We start from the raw sequence: 24,440 nt of genomic DNA, 5'->3' as shown, positions 1-24,440 counted from the left end.
GCGGAGGCTCAGTCCCGCCGATCCAGGTATGCGGCCAGCGCCGGCCCGATCACCGCGAGCGACTCGCCCTCGACCATGTCGTTGTGCCCGCAGTCGACGGGGTGCTCGTCGATGTCGCCGGTGACCAGCGGGCGCCATTCCTGCGCAGATCGCCGGTCCCCGTCACCGTCGCCGAGGGCCGGGAACACCAGCAGATCGCCGTCGTACACCTGCGGCACGTAGCGGTGCACCAGCAGTCGCGAGTTCGCATAGCCGTCGTCGATCCGCTCGAGGTGCGCCCCGGTGATGCCGCCGGCGGTTCCGAAGTGCGCGTCGATCATTCGCGCGGCGTCGTCGTAGGTGAGATCCGACGCGGTGACTTCGAGTCCCAATCCGCGCAGCAGGTCGGCGAGGTCGAGACGCCCGAGCAGCGGAGCGGTTCCGTCGTCGGGGTAGCTGTCCATCACGGCCAGAGCACCGACGGGCCGCCCGCGCCGCTGCAGCTCGACGGCCATCGCGTGCGCCAGCACACCGCCCAACGACCAGCCGAGCAGATCGCACGCGGCGTCCGGCGCGATGGCCTCGATCTCGTCGACGTAGCTCGCGGCGAGTGCCTCCACGGACGCGTACTGCGGTCCCCCGGAGATGCCCGGGAGCTGCAGACCGAACACGGGCCGTTCCGGCGGCAGGAATCTCACGAGACCCGCATAGCCCCAGGACAATCCGATTCCCGGGTGCACGCAGAACAGCGGCCGGCCGTCCCCCTCCGCCCGGAGTGTGATCACCGGTGCGAGGGCGGCTCCGACGTCGTCCGGCGCCGAGGTCTCGAGGCGGCGCGCCAGACCCGCGGGCGTCGGATTCAGGAACAGCGCCTGCAGCGACACTCGCGTGCCCATCCGCGCACTCAGATCCGCGACGAGTCCGGTCGCGAGCAACGAGGTTCCGCCGAGGTCGAAGAAGCTGTCGTCCATGCCGATTCGCTCGACTCCGAGGACGTCTGCGAACGCGTCGACCACAGCCGTCTCGACCGGGCCCTGCGGCTCCCGGTACACCGCGGGCGCCGCCAGGAAGGCCGGGGGCGGCAGGGCATCGCGATCGAGTTTGCCGGTCGGCGTGAGCGGAACGCGATCGAGAACCGTGACGGCCGACGGCACCATGTGCGCCGGCAGGTGACGGGCGACGGCGCGGCGCATCTCGTCCGGGTCCACGTGCGCGTCGACGGTGGGACACACGTACGAGCACAGCAGCATGTTGCCGGCCGGCCCCCGCCGGGCAAGCGTGACCGCGAATCCCACGCCCGGCTGCGCCGCCAGAACGGTGTCGATCTCCCCCGGCTCGATCCGGAAGCCGCGCACTTTCACCTGGAAGTCGCTGCGGCCCACGTACTCGAGTGTGTCGTCGGTCCGCCAGCGCACCAGGTCACCGGTCCGGTAGAGCCGGTCTCCGGCAGCGCCGAACGGGTCCGCGACGAAGCGGGCGGCCGTGGTTCCCGGACGGCGATGGTAGCCGCGCGCGAGCGCCGATCCGGCGACGTAGAGTTCCCCGACCACCCCGCGGGGCACCGGGTGCAGGCGGGAGTCGAGCACGACCTCGCGGACACCCCGGATCGGGCCGCCCAGCGTCACCGGCCGGTGCGGGCTCATCGGCGCGCTGATGTTCGCCATGATCGTCGTCTCCGTCGGGCCGTACGCGTTGAGCATGGTGCGCCCCGGCGCCCAGCGCCGCACCAACTCCGGCGGACACGGCTCCCCCGCCACCACGAGCGTCCGCAGGCTCTCGAGGCCCATCGGATCCAGTGAGGCCAACGTGGTCGGCGTGACGAACCCGTGCGTCACCCCGCCGGTGGCGAGGATCTCGGCGAACTCGGTGCCGCCGTAGATGTCCGGGGGCACGACGACCATCGTCGCTCCCGCACTGAGTGCCATCACCGTCTCGAACACCGACGCGTCGAAACTCGGCGAAGCGAAGTGCAGTGTCCGCGCCGTCGGCGTCACCAGGAGCCGATCCCGCTCCTCGGCAGCCAGGTCGGCCAGACCCCGATGGGTCAGCACGACACCCTTCGGCGTACCGGTCGAACCGGACGTGTAGATCAGGTAGGCGGGGTGGTCGGCACGCAGGGGACGCCTCCGGTCGGCGTCCGAGATCGGGGTGGCCGGCTCGGCCGCGACGGCCTCCGCGACGTCCGGGTCGTCCAGCACCACCCAGTCGAACGAGCCGGGGACTCGCTCCCGGCACGATCGCACCGTGACACCCACTGTGGCACCGCAGTCGGCGAGCATCCGCGCTATGCGCTCCGCGGGATAGTTCGGGTCCACCGGCACGAAGGCCGCGCCCGTCCTGGCCACCGCCCACACCGCGAGCACCGACGGCACCGATCGAGACAGGCCCAGCGCGACGTACCCTTCCGGCCCGGCTCCCATCGCGATCAGGTGGCGAGCCAACCGATTCGCCCCCTCGTCGAGCTGCCGGTACGTCAGCTCGCGGCCGTCGCACACCACTGCGAGGGCATCGGGATTGCGCGCGGCCGAGGCGAGCAGATCGGGCAGGAGCAGGGGCGGCGCGTCCGGGGCGCCGCGCGCGGGCGCCAACCCGGCCAGTTCGTACGGGTGCAGGATCCCGATATCACCGACGGGCCGTTCCGGATCGGACGAGGCGGCCTCGACGATTCGCACGAAACGATCGGCGAAGCCCTGCACGGTCTCCCGATCGAACAGGTCGGTCGCGAACGCCACGACACCGGAGATCCCTGCGGGCTCTCCGACACCGTCGAACCGCTCACCGAGCACGAACTCGAGGTCCTCCTTGACCATTCCGGCGCCGATCGACACGCCCTCGAGCCGCAACCCGGACAGCTCGACGCCAGCGCTCTCGTCGTTCTGGAACTCCAGGGCGACCTGGAACAGCGGCGAATACGCAGTCGAACGGGCGGGGTCGAGTTCCTCCACGACACGCTCGAACGGCACGTCGGCGTGCGCGAAGGCACCGAGATCGACGTTGCGCACCGACTCGAGAAGCTCCGAGAACGATCGCCGCGCATCGACTCTCGTGCGGAGTGCGAGGGTCCCGACGAACATTCCGACGAGATCGTCGAGGTCCCGCTCTCCACGGCCCGCGACGGGGGTGCCGACCACGATGTCATCGGTGTCCCCCAACCGGGCGAGCAGCACCGCCAGGGCCGCGTGAATCGTCATGAACAGGCTCGAGCCGTGATCGCGTGCGAACGTCAGGAGCCGGCGGTGCAACCCGGGATCGAGCGCGAACTCGACCCGGTCGCCGCGGAAGGACTGCTGGATCGGCCGAGGACGATCGCTCGGCAACCCCAACAGGTCCGGCGCGCCCGACAGCGTCTCGGTCCAGTAGGCGAGCTGGCGGGACCGGAGGGAGCCCGGATCGTTCTCGTCGCCCAGGAGCGCCCGCTGCCACAGTGTGTAGTCGGCGTACTGGACGGGCAGCGGATCCCAGTCCGGAGGCCGACCGGCGGTCCGTGCGACGTACGCCTGCATCAGATCGCGCGACAGCGGCCCCAGCGACAGCCCGTCGATCACGATGTGGTGCGCAACGAGGACCAGGACATGCAGGTCCGGAGCCAACTCGAACAGTCCGCCGTCGACCGGAACTCGCTCCGTCACGTCGAATCCCGTCGCGATGATCGCGCGCGTGCGGACCGTCAGCTCGTCGTCGCCCGAGACCGCCACCGGCTCGAGGTCGATCGTGACCTCGGCGGCCGGGCGGACGTCCTGGATCGGGCCGGCGGCGCCGACCGGAAAGCGCGTGCGCAACGCCTCGTGCCGGGTGAGGACGTCGCCGACGGCCGCACGCAACGCCGACGAGTCGAGAGCCCCGGTCAGGCGCACCGCCATCGGCACGTTGTACGCGGGAGAGGACGGGTCGAACTGGTTGATGAACCACATCCGCTGCTGCGCCGCCGACAACGGGATCTCCGCGGGGCGCGGCATCACCTCGAGCACGGGACGGCCCGACGGCCCGGTGTCGGCGTGCTCGATCCGCTCGGCAAGCGCGGCCGCGGTGGGGGCCTCGAACAGCGCCCGCACGCCGAGGTCGACGCCCAGTGACGCGTCGAGTCGTGCCACCGCGCGGGTCGCGGACAGCGAGTTGCCGCCGAGGTCGAAGAAGTTGTCGCCGGTTCCCACGCGACCCAGTCCGAGAACCTCCGCGAAGGCCCCCGTGATCGCTTCCTCCACGGGGTCGGTCGGGGCCTGGAAGGTCGTTGCGGCGAGACCGAACTCCGGTTCGGGCAGCGCCCGCCGATCGAGCTTGCCGACCGGGGTGAGGGGGATGTCGTCGAGCACGACTGTCGCGGTCGGGACCATGTACTCCGGCACCCGCTCGGCGAGGTGTCGCCTCAGCTCGTCGACGTGTACGTGATGGCCGTCGCGCGCGACGACGTAGCTCACCAGCATGGTGTCGCCCGCCGGCCCGCGGCGCCCGAGGGTGGCGGCGAACCGCACATCGGGATGCCCGGTGAGGACGGCGTCGATCTCCCCCAGTTCGATCCGGAAGCCACGGACCTTCACCTGGAAGTCGCTGCGCCCGCGATACTCCAGCTTTCCGTCGGGCCGCCACGCTCCGACATCTCCGGTCCGGTACATGCGGTCGCCCGGAGCGCCGTACGGGTCGGCGACGAACCGGGCCGCGGTCAGTCCGGGCCGTCGGTGGTAGCCACGGGCCAGTCCGGGCCCCGCGATGTAGACGTCGCCGGCGATCCCCGCAGGCACCGGACGCAGGCAGGAGTCGAGCACGGTCTCGGTGACTCCGGGGATGGGCGGGCCGAGGGAATGCTCGGCCGGCCGATCCGCGGCGGACTCCTCGAGGTTGACGACCATGGTGGTCTCGGTGGGGCCGTACGCATTCAGGATCCGGCACTGCGGCAGCCAGTCCTCCACCAGTTCCGGCGACCAGGACTCGCCGCCGACCAGGACGCACTCGAGGTCGTCGAGGCCGGAGGGATCCACCGACGCGAGCGCCGCCGGGGTGATGAACGCGTGCGTGACACGCCGTTTGCGCAGAACCGCCGTCAGTTCGCTTCCCCCGTACACGGTTCGGGGGACGATCACCATCGTCGCGCCCACCGCGAAGCACAGCAGGTACTCGACCACCGACACATCGAAACTCGGTGACGAGAAGTGCAGGGTCCGCGCGTCCGGGGACAGCCCGCAGCGATCACGTTGCACGTCGGCGTAGTTGCCGAGACCCCGGTGCGTGACCGAGACGGCTTTCGGTCGTCCCGTCGAGCCGGACGTGTAGATCAGGTAGGCGACGTTGTCGAGTAGCAGGGGTGCGGTGCGATCGGCGTCGCTGACGGCGTCGGCCGGCCACGTCTCGTACGCGCGCTCGAAACCCGGATCGTCGAGCACCAGCCACTGCAACGTGTCCGGCAACCGGGACCGGTGTTCCCGGGTCGTGACACCGACCGTCGCGCCGGAATCGGCAAGCATGGTCGCCACCCGCTCCGGCGGATAGTCGGGGTCGATAGGCACGAAGGCGGCCCCCGACCGCGCCACCGCCCACACCGCGAGTACCGACTCGAACGATCGTGCAATCCCCAGCACAACCATCGATTCCGGGCCGATCCCGAGATGGGACAGGTGGCGGGCCAGCCGGTTGGAGCGCCGGTCGAGGTCCCCGTACGTCACCTCCCGGCCGTCGCCGACGAGCGCGAGCGCCTCGCCGTCGCGGGCTGCGGCGGCGTCGAATATCGCGGCGAGCGTGCGCGGCGCGGCGCCGGGTCCCGTACACATCGGAACGAGAGCACGATGCTCGGCCTCCGAGAGGAAGTCGAGCGCGGCGACGCGGCGGTCCGGCTCGTCGGCGAGGAAACGCAGCACCCGCAGTAGGCGCTGGGCAATGGCAGCGACCTCCGACTCCGGGAGCACGTCGGGTCGGAACTTCATGGTCACGTTGAGTCCGTCGCGCACTGCCGCGACCACGCTCAGCGGATAGTGCGCCGAGTCGCGTGCGTCGATACCGACGACCCGTAGACCGGCGATCTCCGTGCCCGAACCGTCGGCGTCACGCAGGGGATACGACTCGAAGACCGTCAGCGTGTCGAAGACCGCGCCGGGACCGGCAGCCCGCTGCACGGCTTCGAGTCCGGCGTGGTGGTGATCGAGCATCGCCGTCTGCTCGGTCTGGATCCGCGCGAGGAGATCACCGAGACTCTCGTACGGATCCAGCCGGATCCGGACCGGGACGGTGTTGATGAACAGGCCGACGGCCGTCTCGACGCCCGCGAGGTCCGGCGGCCGGCCGGAGACGGTCGCGCCGAAGACGACGTCGTCGCGACCGGTCAGGAGGCCGAGCACGATTCCCCACGCGGTCTGCACGACGGTGCTGAGGGTGATCCCCCGGTCCTGGGCGCGAACGCGCAGCCGAGCGGTCAGGTCGGCATCGAGCCGGAAGGGTAGATCGCGGGACTCGACGTACCGGTCGGTGGCCGCCGATCGGTCGGCAAGCAGCGTCGGTTCGGCGGCGCCGGCGATCGCGTCGGTCCACGCCCGCAACGTCGCCGAATCGTCACGGGTGGTGAGCCAGTGCAGGTAGCGGCGGTACGAGGTCGGTGTGGAGAGCCCCGACGGGTCGCCGTCCGCCGCGTAGAGCGCGAACAGGTCCTCGAGCAGCAGCGGCGTCGACCAACCGTCGAACAGGATGTGGTGGTTGGTGACGACCAGGCGTTCGGCACCGCCGGGCATGTGCACCAGCGTGATTCGCAGCAACGGTGCGTGCGAGAGGTCGAATGCCGTCGCGCGGTCCGCGCCGAGCAGCTCACGCATTCGCGCGGCGGCCTCCGGCTCGCTGTGTTCGCGGAGGTCGATCTCGCTCCACGGCACGTCCACCGCACCCTGCACCACCTGTACGGCGTCGCCACCCGGCGTGCGGACGAAGGCCGTCCGCAGGTTCGCGTGCCGCCCGAGCAGCGCGTGCGCGGCACGCTGCAGCCGCGGAACCTCCACGGCGCCGTCGAGTTCGAGGACCAACTGCACCAGGTAGGCGTCGGCGGCGTCGGCCGAGAGTTCCGAGTGGAACATCATGCCGCGCTGCATCGGGGACAGCGGCCACACATCGGACAGTTCCGGGTAGCGGTCCTCGAGGACCTCGATCGCCCCCTGATCCAACGCGACCAGGTCCAGGTCGGTGGGGGTGAATCCACCGGCGCCCGGTGTGCCCGCGCGCCCCGCGATCGCCTCGGCCGCGCGTTCCCACCACTGCGCCAGCCGCTCCACCTCACCGCGGTTGAGGAGCCCGCGCGGAAAGTCCCACGTCGCGGTGATCCGGGGGCCGTCCGGTCCCGACACCGCGGCAGCGTTGACGTCGACCACCGCGGGCGCCGACAGCTCGGGTGTGGCCACTCCCCGCAGCTCGGCGTCCTCGACCGGTAGCCACGCACCGCCCGCACCGGTGTCGAATCTGCCGAGGTAGTTGAAGCTGATCTCCGGTACCGGGCGGGCGGACAACACCGGCCGGGTCTCGTCGTTCAGGTACCGGAGCAGCCCGAAACCGATGCCGTGGTCGGGAATCGAGCGCATCGTTTCCTTCACGGCCTTGACGACGGTGTCGGACGCCGGGCCGCCCGTCGTCGCCGCATCGAGGTCGGTGTCCGACAGGTCGAATCGCACGGGATGGAGCGTGGTGAACCAGCCGACCGTGCGGGAGAGGTCGGCGCCGGGTACCACGTGATCCTCGCGGCCGTGTCCCTCGAGGGTGACGGCCACGGCATCGACGTCGACGCCACGTTCCCGCCGCCACTGCGCCACCGCGAGCGCCAACGCGCTGACCAGGCCGTCGTCGACGGAGCCGTGGAACACGCGCGGCACGGTTGTCGTGAGTGCGCGGGTGACCTCGGCCGACAGTGCGATCTCGACCCGATCGGTGGTGGCACCGACGTCGACGTTCGGATCCAGTTGCCGGGCCGCGAGACTCGGCCCCACCGGTTCGGTCATCGACCGCCACAGCTCGAGCTCGTCGACGCGGTCCTGCGCGGCCGTCACGAGCCCGTCCGCCCACGTCCGCATCGACGTGCCGACCGGCGCGAGGTCAGGGTCCCGGCCCGCGACAGCCCCGGTGTACGCGGCCACCAGATCCGGGATCAGAATCCGCCACGACACTCCGTCGACCGCGAGATGATGCACGACGACGAGGAGCCGAGCGCCGTCGGGCGCGGTGAGGCGCACGATCTGGATGATGCTCCCGGAGAACGGGTCCAGCCGATCGGCAGCCTCCTCCAGCGCCACCCGCGCCGCCTCGGTGAACGCGGAGCCCTGCACCGTCGGGACGGCCACCGTGCGCATCACCGAGCGTCCGTCGACCGCTCCCGGAGGACGCACCGTCAGGCGCCTACCCGTGCGCGAGCGGTCGTCGTGCCGCAACTGCGCACGCAACATGTCGTGCCGGTCGAGCACCGCGTCCACGGCGGTGGCCAGCGCGTCCGGATCGAGGTCGACCGGCACGTCGAGCACCAATGACTGTGCGTACCGGTGGAAGTCACCGGAGCGCTCTGCCAGCCAGTGCACGACGGGTGTGGTGGCGACGTCGCCGACACCGCCGCCGGGTAATTCGGGTAGTAGTTCGACGCGGGGCCGGTCGAGCTGCGCGGCGACGTCCGCGAGACGGGCGACGGTGCGGCACTCGAACACGTCGCGCGGGGTGATCGTCACGCCGGCGGCCTTGGCGCGAGACACCAACTGGATGGACATGATCGAGTCGCCGCCGAGCCCGAAGAAGGAGTCGTCGACACCCACCGACTCGGCGCCCAGGACATCCGCGAACAGATCGGTCAGGATCCGCTCGACATCGGTGGCGGGCGGGCGGCCCTCGCCGCCCACCGGCCGCGGGTCCGGAAGCGCCGCGCGGTCGATCTTGCCGTTCGAGGTGAGCGGGAACTCGCCGAGCACCGTCACCGTGGACGGCACCATGTACGACGGCAACCGCTGCGCCACTGCGTCGGTCACCGTCTCGGCAGTCACGGTCTGCCCCGGTTCCGGGACGACGTACCCGAGCAGACGATCGGCGCCCGCGGACTCGGCGCGGGCCAGGACCACCGCCGCCGCGACACCGGGCACCGCGGTCAGTGCGGCCTCCACCTCGCCCGGCTCCACCCGGAACCCCCGCACCTGCACCTGGAAGTCCGCGCGCCCTATGTACTCGAGATCGCCCGACCGGGTCCACCGCACCCGGTCACCCGAGCGGTACATCCGCCGCGACGGCGCGCACGGATCCGGGACGAACCGCGAGGCCGTGAGGTCCGGGCGGTGCAGGTAGCCCCGCGCCACCTGAGGGCCCGCCACGTACAGCTCGCCCACCACACCGACCGGTACCGGGTGCAGCCGGTCGTCGAGGACACGCACGCCGATTCCCGGTAGTCCGACGCCGATCACCGATCCGACGGTCCGGGAGGAATCGACCTCGGCGGCATCGACAGGGTGCCACGTGACGTGCACGCACGTCTCGGTGATCCCGTACATGTTGATCAGCGCGGGGCGGTCGGCACCGCGGCGCGCCACCCAGTCCGCGAGTCGTGTGGCGTCGAGTGCCTCGCCACCGAACACCACCCGGCGGAGGGCGAGGGGACGATCCGAATCGGCTTCTGCGCGCGCGAGTTGACCGAAGGCCGAGGGCGTCTGGCTGAGCAGTGTCACCGATTCCGCCGCCAGCAACGCGAGGAAGTCGTCGGGTGCTCGCGCGGTGTGCCCGTCCACGACGACGACCCGGCCACCGAATCCGAGGGCACCCCACAGTTCCCACACCGCGAAGTCGAAGGCATAGGAATGGAACAGCGTCCACACGTCGGACGCGTCGAAACCGATGACGTCGCGCGCCCCGGACAGCAGCGTCACGACGTTTCGATGGGTGACGACGACGCCTTTGGGGCGTCCGGTCGAGCCGGACGTGTAGATGACGTAGGCGGGTGAGTCCGGGTGCAGCCGGCGAACACGCTCGTGGTCGGCGACGGGCCCCGACGGTCGGCCGTCGATCCGCTGCCGGACGTCCTCGGCATCCAGACCGACGATCTCGGTGTGCTCGGGAAGCGGGACGTCCGAGAGCCCGGCCGCCGATCCGGCGTCGGTGAGCAGCGTCCGCGCTCCCGCGTCCCGGATCACGAATCCGATGCGCTCGGGCGGGTAGCCCGGGTCCACCGGAAGATACGCCGCCCCCGCCCGGACGATGCCCGCGAGTGCTGCGACGAGGTCCACCGTCCGTTCCATCGCCACCGCTACCACCGACTCGGGCCCGATGCCCCGTTCGATCAGCCAGCGGGCGAACCGGTTCGAATGCGCATCGAGGTCGCGATAGGTGATCCGCTCGTCCCCGCACACGACGGCCACGGCGTCCGGGTCCGCGGCGGCGGCCGCGCCGAACAGATCCGCCAGAGTGCCCTCCGCCGTCACGGGCACGGCGACCGGTGCGGGTGCGTCGATCAGTCCTATGTCACCGACCGCGATGCCCGGGTCCCCCGCGACCGCCGTGAACAACCGGGACAGCATGCCGGCCAGGCCGGCCGCCGTGGACTCGTCGAAAATGTCGGTCGCGTAGACGATCTCGCCGCGCAGGCCGGCCGGCGCGCCACGCTCGTCGTGTTGCTCGCCGATCCCGAACTGCAGGTCGAACTTCGCTTCCCGCGCCTCGATGCCGACGGCCTCCACCGTCAGCCCCGGCAACTCGAGGCGGGGCGCCTCGACGTTCCGGAACTCGAGCAGCACCTGGAACAGCGGCGCGTACGACGTGGTCCGTTCCGCACCGGACCGCACGACGAGCCGCTCGAACGGCAGGTCCGCATGGGCGAAGGCCTCGACGTCGACGTCGCGCACCCGGGTGAGGACGGCCCCGAAGGCCGCCGCCGGGTCGATCTCGGTGCGCAACGCCAGCGTGTTGACGAACATGCCGACGACGTCGTCCAGTTCGGCCTCGCCACGTCCGGCCACGGGCGTGCCGATCACCACGTCGCGGTCCTGGCCGATCCGCGCGAGCAGCACCGCCAACGCGGTGTGCACCACCATGAACGTCGTCGAATCGTGTTGTTCCGCAATGTCGGACAGCGCGCGGTGCACGTCCGGGCCCACCGAGAGCTCGACACGTCCGCCGCGCGTCGATCGGCGGGCGCCCCGCGGGCGATCCAACGGCAGCGTCGTCACCGGCGGTGCGCCCGCGAGCCGGTCGAGCCAGTACGCCTCCTCGCGGGCGAGCATCGACGACGGGTCGTCGGGATCGCCCAGGACGCGGCGCTGCCACAGCGCGAAGTCCGCGTACTGCACGGTCAACGGCTCCCAGCCGGGTGGTCGGCCGGCGACCCGCGCCGCATAGGCCACCGCGACATCTCGGGCCAGAGGCGCGATCGAGAAGCCGTCCGCGACGATGTGGTGCAGCACGAGGACCAGAACGTGCACCTCCGGGTCGAGGCGGAGAATGCGGGCCCGGACCGGAACCTCGTTCGCCACATCGAATCCCGCCCGCAGCAGGTCCCCGATGCGGGCGTCGAGATCCTGGTGCCGCACCGGCTCGGCTTCGAGATCTCCGACGACGTCCGTGGCCGCGACGGTCACCTGCGAAGGCCCCGACGGGCCCGACGGGAAGACCGTGCGCAACGACTCCTGTCGTTCCACGACATCGGTCAGTGCGGCGCGCAGGGCCCGGGTGTCGAGCGTGCCCGTGAGCCGCAACACCATCGGCACGTTGTAGGCGGCCGACGTGGGATCGAACTGATCGACGAACCACATCCGCTCCTGCGCCCACGACAGCGGCGGACGCTCCGGGCGTACCCCGCCGCGCAGTCCGGCGGGCGACTCGGCACGCGTGCGCTGCGCCGCGCGCTCCGCGAGCCGTCCCGCGGTGCCGCACTCGAAGAGGTCGCGTACGTCGAGCCCGGAGCCGAGTGCCCGGTTGATCCGGGCGACCACGCGCGTCGCGCCGAGCGAGTTGCCACCGAGCCCGAAGAAGTTGTCGTCCAGGCCCACCCGAGCGGCACCGGTGATTTCGGCGAAGACCCCCACCACCTGCTTCTCCGCGGGAGTGCGCGGCGCCCGGTAGGGCGCGGTCGGGCGGCCGAAGTCGGGTTCGGGAAGCGCGTCGCGGTCGAGCTTGCCGACCGGGGTGACGGGCAGCTCGCCGAGGACCACGATCGCGTTCGGCAGCATGTGCCGCGGCAGTCGGCGCGCCGCGAACTCCGTCAGTTCCGTCACGTCGATTCCGTCGTCGGTCGCCGGCACGACGTACGACGCGAGAAGCGAATCGCCGGCGCCGCGGCGGCGCGCCACCGTCACCGAGTGGGCCACCGCCGGGTGGGCCACCAGCACCGCCTCGATCTCGCCGAGTTCGATCCTGAGTCCGCGCACCTTCACCTGGAAGTCGCTGCGCCCCAGATAGTCGAGGGCGCCGTCGGGGCGGCGACGCACGATGTCACCCGTGCGGTACATGCGTGCCCCGGCCGCCCCGCGGGGGCAGGCCACGAATCGGGCGGCGGTCAATCCCGGCCGCCTGTGATAGCCGCGGGCGAGACCGGCACCGACGACGTACAGTTCGCCGGGCACCCCGGGCGGGACGGGACGCAGGTACTCGTCGAGCACCAGCACGCCGGTCCCGCGGACGGGCGTCCCGATCGGGACGTCGGCGCCGGGAACCAGCGGTGCGCTGAACGTCGTGACGATGGTCGACTCCGCCGGTCCGTAGCCGTCGATCATCGTGCGCCCCGTGGCCCAGCCGGCGACGAGTTCCGTTCCGACGGCGTCGCCGCCGACCACGAGGACGGCCAGATCGTCGAATCGGCCGGGTTCGACCGTCGCGAGCGCCGCCGGCGTGATGCACATGTGGGTGATCTGCTGCGCGACGAGGAGGTCGGCGAGCGCGGCTCCGCCGTACACGTCGGGCGGCGCGACCACGAGTGCGGCGCCCACCGCACCCGCCTGCAGCAGCTCCAGCACCGCGAAGTCGAAGCTCGGTGAACAGACGTGCAGGCACCGCGCGTCCTGCGAGATCGGGTAGCGCGAGTGCATCTCGTCGACCAGACTCGTCAGGCCGCGGTGAGTGACCGCAACCCCCTTGGGACGTCCGGTCGATCCGGACGTGTAGATCAGGTAGGCGACGTCGTCGACGTGGATCGGAGCGGTCCGGTCCCGGTCGGTGACGGCGTCCGTCGACTCGCCTCCCCCGACGGTCGCCGGGTCGTCGAGCAGTATCCAGCGCACGGTGTCCGGGAGGTGGCGCCGATCCGCCGCCGACGTCACTCCGACGCCCACGTCGGCATCCGCGAGCATGTTCTCGATACGTTCGCGCGGATACGCGGGGTCGACCGGGAGGAAGGCGGCTCCCGACTTCGCGACCGCCCACATCGCCTGCACCGACACGGCCGAGCGCGGCAGGGCGCACGCCACGACCGCGCCGGGACCCGCACCCGCGCGGACCAGTGACCGCGCGAGACGGTTCGAGCGCTCGTCGAGCTCCCGGTACGTGAGGGATCCGTCGGCGGCGGTGACCGCGAGCCCGTCCGGGTTCGCGACGGCCCCGGATGCGAGGAGCTGCGGGAGCAGCGCGGGCGCCGCCGCCGGGCCGCCGCTCGGCAGCCATTCCTTCCGCTCGGCCGGTGTCGACAGATCGACACGGGCGATCGTCCGGTCGTGGTGGTGGGTCACCACATCGAGCGCCGCCTGCACGCGAGCGCGCAGCAGTTCGGCGTCCGCCCGGTCGACCACGCCGGACCGGTACTTCACCGTCAGGTGCAACCGGTCGGTGAGCGCGGCTCGCAACGTCACGGGGTAGTGGGTGGCGTCGATCCCGCGCACCGCGGTGACGCTCAGGCCGGCGATGTCGGCGCCGCGCTCGAGGCCGGAGCGGTCGATCGGATACGACTCGAACACCGTGAGGGTGTCGAAGACTGCGCCCGGTCCTGCCGCCTGCTGCACGTCCGCGAGTGCGACATCGTGGTGTTCCATCAGCGCCGCCTGCTCGCGTTGCACACGACGAAGCAACTCCCCCACGGTTTCACGTGAATCCGTGCGCACCCGAACCGGAACCGTGTTGACGAGCAGACCGATCATCGACTCGATCCCGGGAACGTCCGCATGCCTACCGGACACCGTCGCCCCGAAGACCACGTCCGTTCGCCCGGTGAGGACTCCGAGCACGAGCGCCCACGCGACCTGGACGACGGTGTTGGGGGTGACGCCGTGATCACGGGCGACACGCGTCAGAGCGGCCGTGTCGGAGTCGCTCAGAACCAGGTCGAGATCGTCTGACGCACCGGCGGTCTCCGGCGCGTCCGGCGCGACGAGCAGCGTCGGGTCCGCGACGCCGTCGAGCGCTCGGCACCAGGCCGCGACCGACGCATCGCGGTCACGTATCGCGAGCCACGCGAGATAGTCGCGGTAATCGCCGGCCGGGAACGGCGCGGTCACGTCGGGTTCCGCCGCGTACTGCATCAGCAACCGTTGCAGCAGAAGCGGTGTCGACCAACCGTCGAGGAGGATGTGGTGATGCGTCAGCAGCAACCGGTACGACCCGTGCCCGACGCGCACCAGTGTGAAACGCAGCAGCGGCGGACGGTCCATCGCGAACGGTGTGGCGCGGTCCTCGGCCGCCAGCGCCTGCCAACGAGACTCGACGTCCGCGGGCGTCTCACCCGACAGGTCGACTTCGCGCCACGGCACCGTGACGTCGGATTCGATCACCTGGATCGTCTCGCCGCCGACGTCTTCGACGAAACCGGCGCGCAGGTTGGGGTAGCGGTCGAGCAGGCTGCGCGCCGCATCCCGGAGTCGCTCACGCGCCGGCTCGCCCCGCAGCTCGATCACCAGTTGGATCAGGTACGCGTCCGTGTCGGGCGCGTCCTCCGCCAGGTGTGCGTGGAACAACAGCCCCGCCTGCAGCGGCGTCACCGGCCACACGTCGGCCAGCCGGGGCCGTGTCGCCTCCAACGCGTCGATCCCACTCTGATCGAGCTCGACGAGATCCAGATCCGACGGCGTCAGTCCCCCGGCGCCGGGGGTGCGGGCGTACCCGGCGAGCGCGTGCAACGCCTCCAGCCACAGCTCGGCGAGCTGCTGGACGTCTGCCCGGTCGAGCACTCCCGTCGGATACGTCCACGACGCCTGCAGCGCGCCGCCGTCGGGTCGTGCGCGCACCCCGGCGGAGATGTCGAGGGCCGCGGACACCGGCATGTCGGGGTCCTGGGTGAGGCCGAGACCCCCGGCCTGCACCGGCATCCACGGACCCGGTCCGGAGGCGGGGCCGTCCGCGACGGTGAGCCGGCCCAGATAGTTCAGCATGATCTGCGGCGACGACCGCAGGCGACGACCCGCGTCGCCGTCGAGTTCGGTGAGCATCCCGTAACCGATGCCGTGGTGGGGAGCGGACCGTAGGTGTTCCTTGACGAGTTTGACGGCCGCCCCCGCGGCAGGCCCACCGGCCCACGCGTCGTCGAGGTCGATCCCCGAAAGATCCGGCCGCACCGGGCGAATGGTGGTGAACCAGCCCACCGTCCGGCTCAGGTCGGCGCCGGGTACCGCGTCCTCCTCGCGACCGTGCCCCTCGACGCCGAGCAGCACGGCGTCGTCGCCCGGACCGCGCAGCGTCGTCCACCGTGCGACGGCCAATGCGATTGCGGCGAGCAGCACGTCCTGGGCGGAGCCGTGAATCGCGGTGGGCAGACTCGTCAGCAGTAGCGCGGTGTCGGAGACCGGGGCGTCGACGAGCACCGTGTCCGTCGTCGCGTGTACGTCCCGATCCGGGTCCGGGTGGCGCCGGCCGATCGGTGGATCGGCACCGCCGACGACGTCCTCCCACAGGGACAGTTCGTTCATCCGGTCGGAGACGGTGTCGCGAAGGGCGTACGCCCACCTGCGCATCGACGTGCCGACCGGGTCCAGTTCGGGTCGGCGCCCGTCGACCGACTGGGCCCACGCCGCGGCGAGATCGGGCACGATCACCCGCCACGACACCCCGTCGACCACGGTGTGGTGAACGACGACGAGCAGGCGACCGCTTCCGTCCGGTCCGTCGAACCAGACGAGCCGGATCATGCTGCCCGCCGCGGGATCCAGTCGATCGGCGGACGCCTGCAGTTCCGCCTCCGCGAGACGTGCGAACCCGTCCTCGAAGTCCCGTACCGGGTATCGGGAGACGACGTCCCGGGCATCGACGGCCCCGATCGGGAGAACCTCGGTCCGCCAACCGGACTCGTCGTGGTCGAGGCGGGCACGAAGCATGTCGTGGCGGTCCAGGACCGCCTGCGCGGCCGCGAGCAGGTCCGACTCCCGCACCCCGTCCGGGAGGTTCAGCAGCACCGATTGCGCGAAGCGGCCGATCCTGCGACCGGTGCGCCGCACCAGCCACGCCAGGATCGGAGTGAGCGGTACATCGCCGACGCCGCCCCCGTCGAGCTCGGCAAGGGACTCGCCCGCTGCGCCGTCGGACATCGCGACCGCCGCGAGGGCCGCGACGGTTCGGCGATCGAACACGTCCCGCGGTGTCACGGACAGCCCGGCCGCCTTCGCCCGTGCCACGAGCTGGATCGACATGATGCTGTCGCCACCGAGATCGAAGAAGGAGTCCTCGACCCCGACCGTCTCCAAGCCCAGCACATCCGCGAAGACACGCACGAGGGCCGTCTCGGCGGGGGTCGCGGGCGGACGGGTCGCCGACACCTCGGCGCCGACCGCCGGCTCCGGCAACGCCGCGCGGTCGAGCTTGCCGTGCACGGTCATCGGGATCCGTGCCAGCACCGTGATGTGGCGCGGCACCATGTACGACGGCAATCGGGCGGCAACGATGTCGTGCAACCGTGCGGTGTCGACGTCGGCGCCCGCCGCCGGGACCACGTACGCCACCAACCGGTCACCGAGACGACCCACGCCACGGACGTCGGCGACCACGTGTGCCACGGCCGGATGCTGCGTCAGCACCGCCTCGATCTCGCCGAGTTCGATCCGGTGACCGTGCAGCTTGATCTGTCGATCGCCGCGGCCGAAGTACTCCAGTGTGCCGACGTCGGTCCACCGCACCCGGTCCCCGGTGCGGTACATGCGCTCGCCGGGTTCTCCGCTCGGGTCGGCCACGAAGCGGGCCGACGTCAGCGCGGGCCGACGATGGTAGCCACGGGCCAGCCCGGGCCCGGCCAGGTACAGCTCGCCGGGTGTGCCGACCGGGACGGGCCTGAGCCGATCGTCGAGGACGAGGGCGTGGAAGCCTCGGATGGGTCCGCCGATCGTCACGGCATCGCCCGGTTCCAGCCCCGCGCTCGCCGTCCCGATCACGGTGGTCTCGGTGGGGCCGTAGGCGTCGATCATCGTGCGGCCGCGCGCCCAGCGGGCGACGACGTCGGGCGGCAGCGCTTCACCGGCCGCGAGCACACACGTCAGGCGGTCGAGCTCGGCCGCACCGTCGGAATCGGCGCCCGTCGGTGTCATCGCCAGCGCGGTCGGTGTCATGATGCAGTGCGTCACCTGCTCGGACGCCAGCAGCCGACGCAGCTCCTCACCGCCGTAGACGGTGGGCGGGGCGATCACCAGCGTGGCTCCGACGCCGACCGCGAGCAGCAGTTCGAGGACCGACACGTCGAAACTGGGTGAGGTGAGCTGCAGGATCCGCGAGTCGGGTGCGGTCCCACACCGCTCGTGGAGGTCGGCAGCGAAGTTCGCCAGTCCCCGGTGCGTGACGGCGACGCCCTTGGGGACGCCGGTGGACCCCGAGGTGTAGATCAGGTAGGCGACGTCGTCGACCCGCAGCGGTGCCGTACGCTCGTCGTCGCTTATCGGCCCGGTCGGATCTATTGCCGCGGAGACGTTCTCGTCGACCGCTCGCCACGGGACGATGTCGACGAACGAGTCCCGCAGCTCCGCCGTGGTGAGTCCGAGCACCGCACCCGAGTCGCGCAGCATCAGCTCGATGCGGTCCGGGGGATGCGCCGGGTCGACCGGCAGGAAGGCTGCGCCGGACTTCGCGACCGCCCATACGCCGACGAGGTAGTCGAGGGACCGCGGCATGCCCAGCGCCACCACGGCGCCGGGACCGATCCCCTCGTCGATCAGTGTGCGGGCCAGTTCGTCGGATATCCGGTCGAGCTCGCCGTAGGTGACGTCGGCGCCCTCGAACCGGAGCGCGGGCCGCCTCGGATCCCTGTCGGCCGCGGCCGACAGCAGGTTCGGCAGGGTACGCGGCTCGATCGCCGGCAGGCCCCGGACCGGTGCCAGCACGGCATGTTCGGCGGGTTCGAGCAGTTCGATGTCCCCGACGGCGGTATCGGCGGACGCCGTCACCGCCTGCAGTATCCGCAGCAGCCGGTCGGCGAACCCGCGCACCGTCCGGGCGTCGAAGATGTCGGTCGCGAACACGATTCCGGCCGTCATGCCCGCGGCGGCGCCGTCGGTGTCGAACTCCTCCGCCACGCTCACCTGGAGGTCGAAATTGGCGATGTCGTAGTCGGATTCGACGGTGCGCACCCGAACACCGGGAAGTTGCACGTCCGGGCGCGCGATCGTGCGGAACTCGAGCAGCACCTGGAACAGCGGTGAATGCGTGGTGGACCGGGGCGGATCCACCGCGTCGACCACCCGCTCGAACGGCGCGTCGGCGTGCATGAACGCACCCAGGTCGGCCTCCCGGACCCGATGTAGGAGCTCCGCGAACGAACAGCTGCCGCCGACGGCGCACCGCAGGACGAGCGTGTTGACGAACATCCCCACCATGTCGTCGAGCGCGGCCGCGCCCCGGCCCGCGATCGGGGTGCCGACGGTGACGTCCTCGGTGCCGCCGAGACGGGCCAGCAGGACGGCGAGCGCGGCGTGCATCACCATGAATACGCTCGCGTCGTGTGCGCGCGCGAGTTCGACGATGCGTGCGTGCAGCTGCGCGGGGAGTTCGAACTCGACGCGGCCGCCCTGCTGTGAGCGCACGTCGGGACGGGCGCGATCGCACGGCAGGTCCAGCACCGCGGGAAGATCCGCCAGGGTCGTCGTCCAATAGTCCAGCTGGCGGGCGAGCAGCGAGGCCGGGTCGTCGGCGTCCCCCAGCCACTCCGACTGCCACAGTGCGTAATCCGCGTACTGCACGGGGCGCGGGGTCCGCGACGGTACGCCCGAAGCGGTCCGCGTCGCATAAGCCGTCACGAGGTCGCGTGCCAGCACGCCCAGCGAGAAGCCGTCGGCCAGGATGTGATGCAGGACCACGGTCAGCACGTGCTCGGTGTCGCCGAGTCGGAAGAGACCGGCGCGTAGCGGCACCTGCGCCGAGACGTCGAAGCCCCGCGACATCAGGGCCCGCATCCGCTGCTGCAGGTCGGCCTCGTCGTCGACGTCCGCGCGATCGATTCCGAGGCCGGTCCGATCGGGGGGCAGCACCTCCTGCCGGGGACCGGCGTCGTCGAGCGGGTAGACCGTGCGCAGCGACTCGTGCCGCGCCACCACGTCACCGATCGCCTCGTCGAGCGCGTCCCGATCGAGCGGTCCCGACAGTTTCAGGGAAAGTGAGATGTTGTACGCCGCCGAGTCCGTGTCGAACTGGTTGACGAACCAGATCCGTTGCTGCGCGGGCGAGAGCGGAATCCGTGGGGGGCGGGGTCGCGCGACGAGGGGCGGACGAGCTCGTGGGCCCGCGTCCGTCCCCGAGACCCGGCGTGCCAGCCCCGCGACGGTGGGTGCGTCGAACACGTCCCGGATCCCGACGTCGACACCTGTCGCGTCACCGACGCGGGACGCCAATTGTGCTGCCACCAAGGAGTTCCCGCCGAGCACGAAGAAATCGTCGTCGACACCGACCTGTTCGAGCCCGAGCAGACCGCGGACCGCCGCCGCCACGGATTCCTCGACGGGGTCACGGGGCGCCACAAGCACACGATCGGTGTCCTCGGGAGCGGGCAGCGCCGTGCGGTCGAGTTTGCCGTGCGCCGTGATCGGCAGATGTTCGAGGACCGTGACCACCGACGGCACCATGTAGCCCGGCAGCGTGCGCGCCGCGGCCTCGCGCACCGCGCCCGGATCCACCCGCACCCCGTCGGACGCCACCACGTAGCCGAGGATCCGGACGCTGCCGGATGCCGCGTCGGAGGCGACCGCGACGGCCGAGCCCACCCCGGGCACCGCGGCGAGGACCGACTCCACCTCTCCGAGTTCCACACGGTAGCCACGGACCTGGACCTGCGCGTCGGCGCGCCCCGCGAACCGCAGCGTCCCGTCGGCCCTCCACGCGCCCAGGTCCCCCGTCCGGTACATCCGGGTGCCGGCGCCGAAGGGATCCGCCACGAACCGGCCCGCGGTAAGCCCGGGCCGGTCCAGGTAGCCGCGTGCCAGCTGGGCACCGGCGACGTACAGTTCACCCACCACGCCGGGCGGCGCGGGATGCAGCCGCTCGTCGAGTACGCGGACCGCCATGCCCGGCAGCGGGTTCCCGATCGCGCCCGCGATCGCGTGCGACGCGGACGCCGCGCTCACCGGGCAGTGGGTGACGTGCACACACGTCTCGGTGATCCCGTACATGTTCGTCAGCAGCGGGTGGGTGTCACCCCGACGCTCGAACCACCCCGACAGTTGCCCGGGATCCAGCACCTCACCACCGAATATCACGTGCCGCAGCCGCAGTGCGGGTTCGCCGGCGTCTCCCCTCGTCACCGCTTCGACCAGTTGCCCGAACGCGCCCGGGGTCTGACTCAGGACGGTCACGCCCTCGTCGCGCAACAGGGCGAGGAAGTCGCGCGGCGATCGGGCCGTGTCGCGATCGACCACCACGACGGTCGCGCCGTGCAGCAGCGCGCCCCACATTTCCCACACCGCGAAATCGAATGCGTACGAATGGAACATCGTCCACACGTCCGATGCGTCGAACCGGAAGAGCGGCCGCGTGCGCTCGAACAAGGTGACCACGCTGCGGTGCGCCACCGCGACCCCCTTGGGTCGTCCCGTGGAGCCGGACGTGTAGATGACGTACGCGGCTGCGTCCGGTCGCAACCGCACCGTCCGGTCGTCGTCGGTGACCGGGTTCGAGGGCATCTCGGCGATCGCGGCTCCGACAGCGTCGGCGCCGAGATCGACGAGCGGGACGGCGGTGGGGACCGACGACAACCGGTGCGCACCGGCGGCATCGACGAGGACGCACGCCGGTCGGGCATCGGAGAGCAGGAAGGCGACGCGCTCGTCCGGGTACTCGATGTCGACGGGTACGTAGGCGGCCCCCGCGCCGACGACCGCGGCGAGGGCGACCGGCAGGTCCACCGACCTCGTCATCGCCACGGCCACCCGCGACTCCGGCCCGATTCCGCGCTCGATCAGCCAGCGGGACAGACGGTTCGTTCGGTCGGCCAGCTCCCGATACGTCAGCCGGGACGCGCCCGCGACGACGGCGACCGCCTCCGGGTGCGCCGCAACCGCCCGGGCCAGCAGGTCGGGGAGAGTCGCCGGTGCGCCGAGTGTGTCCGGCGCCAGCCTCGACAGTGCACGTTCGGGCGCGTCGGTGATCTCGAGATCTCCGACCACGACGTCGCCGTCCGCGGCGATCGCGTCGAGAATGCGGTGCAGACGCCGGCCGGCGCCCGTGATGGTCGCGTGCTCGAACAGATCACGTGCGAAATGCAGTGCCAGCGAAAGACCCTGTGGATGCCCGTCCCGGTCGACCTGTTCCCGCACACTCAACTGCAGTTCGAACTTCGCGACGCCGGTGTCGATCTCGCGCACGTCGGCGACCACGCCCGGCAACTCCACCGTGGTGGTCACGGCCGTCTGCAGTTCCAACAGCACCTGGACGAGCGGGGCGTGCGCCGGTGAGCGGTCGGTCGCCAGTTCCTCGACGAGGCGCTCGAACGGCAAGTCCGCGTTGGCGAGGGCCGCCAGGTCGATGTCGCGGACACCCGCCAGCAGTTCGACGAACGTGGACGCCGGGTCGACGTCGGTGCGCAGCACCAGAGTATTGACGAACATGCCCACCGACTCGTCGAGTTCCGGGACCGTCCGTCCCGCCACCGGGGTGCCGATCGCGACGTCCCGCCCCGCTCCGAGGCGCGCCAGCAGCGCCGCGAACGCGGCATGGAGCACCATGAACAGCGTGCAGTCGCACTCGCGCCCCAGGTCGAGCAGTCGCCGGTGCGTGTCCGCGCCGACGTCGAGCGTGACCGTTGCCCCGCGGGTCGTCATCGTCGCGGAGCGTGGGCGATCGTGCGGCAGCGCGATGGCAGGCGGAAGGTCCGCCAACCGGGCCGTCCAGTACTGCAGCTGGCGGGCGGCGACCGACCGGCCGGCGCGCTCGTCGCCGAGCATGTCGCGTTGCCACAGCGCGTAATCGGCGTACTGAACCGGCAGCGGGGTCCAACGGGGTGGACCGCCCGCCCGCCGCGCGGCGTACGCGACCATGACGTCGCGCGCCAGCGGCGACACGGACTGCCCGTCCGCCGCGATGTGGTGCACGACCACCGCCAGTACGTGTTCCTCCGGCCCGAGCCGGAACAGCTGCACGCGCAGTGGAGGTTCTTCCCGAACATCGAATCCCGCCACCGACACTCGGCGAATCTGCCCCCATGCCTCGTGCCGTTCCGCGGCCGCCGGTGTCACGTCCGGCACGGCCGACTCGGCGGGAACGATCACCTGGTGGGGGCCTTCGGCATCCACCGGGAACACCGTGCGCAGCGCCTCGTGACGCTCGACGACGTCACCGATCGCAGCGCGCAGTGCCGCGACATCGAGCTGTCCGGTCAAGGTCACCGCGAACGCGATGTTGTACACCGGCGAACCCGTGTCGAGCTGGTTGACGAACCACATCCGCTGCTGCGCCGGTGAGAGCGGCAGTCGCGCCGGTCGATCCGGGCGCGCGAGTGGCAGGATCGGCACCGGCGCGTCCGTCGCTCCGTCCGTCTCCCTCGACGCGCCGACGTGCCCCGCGAGGCGGTGCGCGGTGGGTGCCTCGAACAGATCGCGCACCGTCAGCGTCACCCCGAGGGCCGCGTTCAACCGGGCCACGACCTTGGTGGCCACCAGCGAGTCGCCGCCGAGATCGAAGAAGCTGTCTTCCGGCCGAACTGGGCGGTTCGCGTGCAGAACCTCGGTGAAGACGTCCACGATCACCTGTTCGGTGGCGTCCTCCACGTCCGGTTCACGCTGCTCGGACGGCGCGGGTTGCTCCGACCGGACGGAGAGTGGCGTCGGGGAGGCCGATGTGGGGGCCGGGGCGGCGCCCAGGTGCACCTCCGCGAGCGACCGCTGCGGATCCGCGGCGACGAATCGTTCCAGGAAGTCCAGGAAGCGCCGGTGGTGGGAGGCCTCGATCTCTGCCGTGTACCGATTCGGGTTGGCCCGGAAGTCGACGAACGTTCTTACCGGCGTGCCGGATTGGTAGACGTTGACCAGCAGATCGTCCACCGGACCGGAGGTGATGATGTGGAACTCCGTCTCCAGCGAATCCATCACGATCTCGGGATGGAAGAACATCACGTTGACGATCGGCGCCGTGAGATCCGTTCCGAGATCGCGCTGGATGTCGGCGCGACTGCACCGTTGATGTCGCAGCGCTGCAACCAGTTCGACCTGCGCCCGGCCGACGAGGGCGCCGACGGTGTCGTCGTCGCGCATCTCGACCCGGATAGGCACCAGGTTGACGGTCATCCCGCCCGACCGCCGCAGTACGGCCGTGGTGCGCGCCGAGACGGGGATGTCCACGACCACGTCGCGGCTTCCCGTCGTGCGACTCAGGAAACAGGCGAACGCGGCGATGATGCGCGCCGCGGCCGAGGCGTCCGGCCCCTGTCCGTCCTCGGACCGTTCGAGCCTACGCATCGCCCGGTTCGACAACGGCGATGTCACGAGCCGACTTTCGGCCACCGCGGGCGCACCGGCACCCACGAGCGTCACGCCGCGGACGCCGTCCAGTCGGTGCGCCCAGTACGCCCGGTCCGTATCGTGTCTATCCGACGCCCGATAACGCTCGTCGATGTCGTGGAGGGATCTCAGATCGGTCGCGGCCGACGGATCCGGTTCGCGTCCCTCCACCGCGGCGGTGTACAGGTGGGCGATGCGGTAGAGCATGGTCGCCGCGCCGTAGCCGTCGAGTGCGATGTGGTGACTTCTGCTGTACCACAAGAAATGTCGATCGCCCACCTCGAGGATGACGGTCTGGACGAGACGGTCCACCGACAGGTCGACCGGAGTGGCGATCTCGCGCTGCATCCACACGTGCGCCGCTGCCACGGGGTCGATGTGGGCCCGGAGGTCCACCAGCTCGATCGACGTGTCCCGGGCGGGGTCGACGTACTGCATCGGATCACCGTCGACGGTCACGACCCGCAGGAACGGGGATTCGAACTCGTGGGCCGCACGCACGTTCGCCGCCCGTAGCCGGTCGATGTCGAGGGGGCCGTGGATGTCGACGTACTGCGCGATGAACAAGGGGACGTCGGGCGCGAGTTGCTGCGCGAACCACAGCGCGCGCTGCGCCTCCGACAGTGGGAACCGGCGCGGGTACGCCTCGACGCCGGTCATGTGAGGATC

The 24,440-nt window shown here is 71.2% G+C and carries 1 protein-coding gene; it reads right to left on the bottom strand.

Annotation, left to right across the window (positions count from 1 at the left end; all coding sequences use genetic code 11):
* Positions 1-8: 8 nt before the first annotated feature.
* Entirely contained in the window at positions 9-24,431 is a 24,423-nt protein-coding gene (locus tag PSS76_RS03260; RefSeq protein WP_337455843.1) for a non-ribosomal peptide synthase/polyketide synthase, read from the bottom strand.
* Positions 24,432-24,440 lie beyond the last annotated feature (9 nt).

It is taken from the genome of Prescottella sp. D32, assembly GCF_037287305.1.
Taxonomy (GTDB): Bacteria; Actinomycetota; Actinomycetes; order Mycobacteriales; family Mycobacteriaceae; genus Prescottella; species Prescottella equi.
Note: the sequence above shows the minus strand (reverse complement) of the source record. Positions and strands in the feature narration are given on the sequence as shown.

Bases quoted from the DNA above. Each gene is read 5' to 3' on its own strand.
- PSS76_RS03260 (WP_337455843.1), bottom strand. From the start codon at position 24,431: ATGACCGGCGTCGAGGCGTACCCGCGCCGGTTCCCACTGTCGGAGGCG.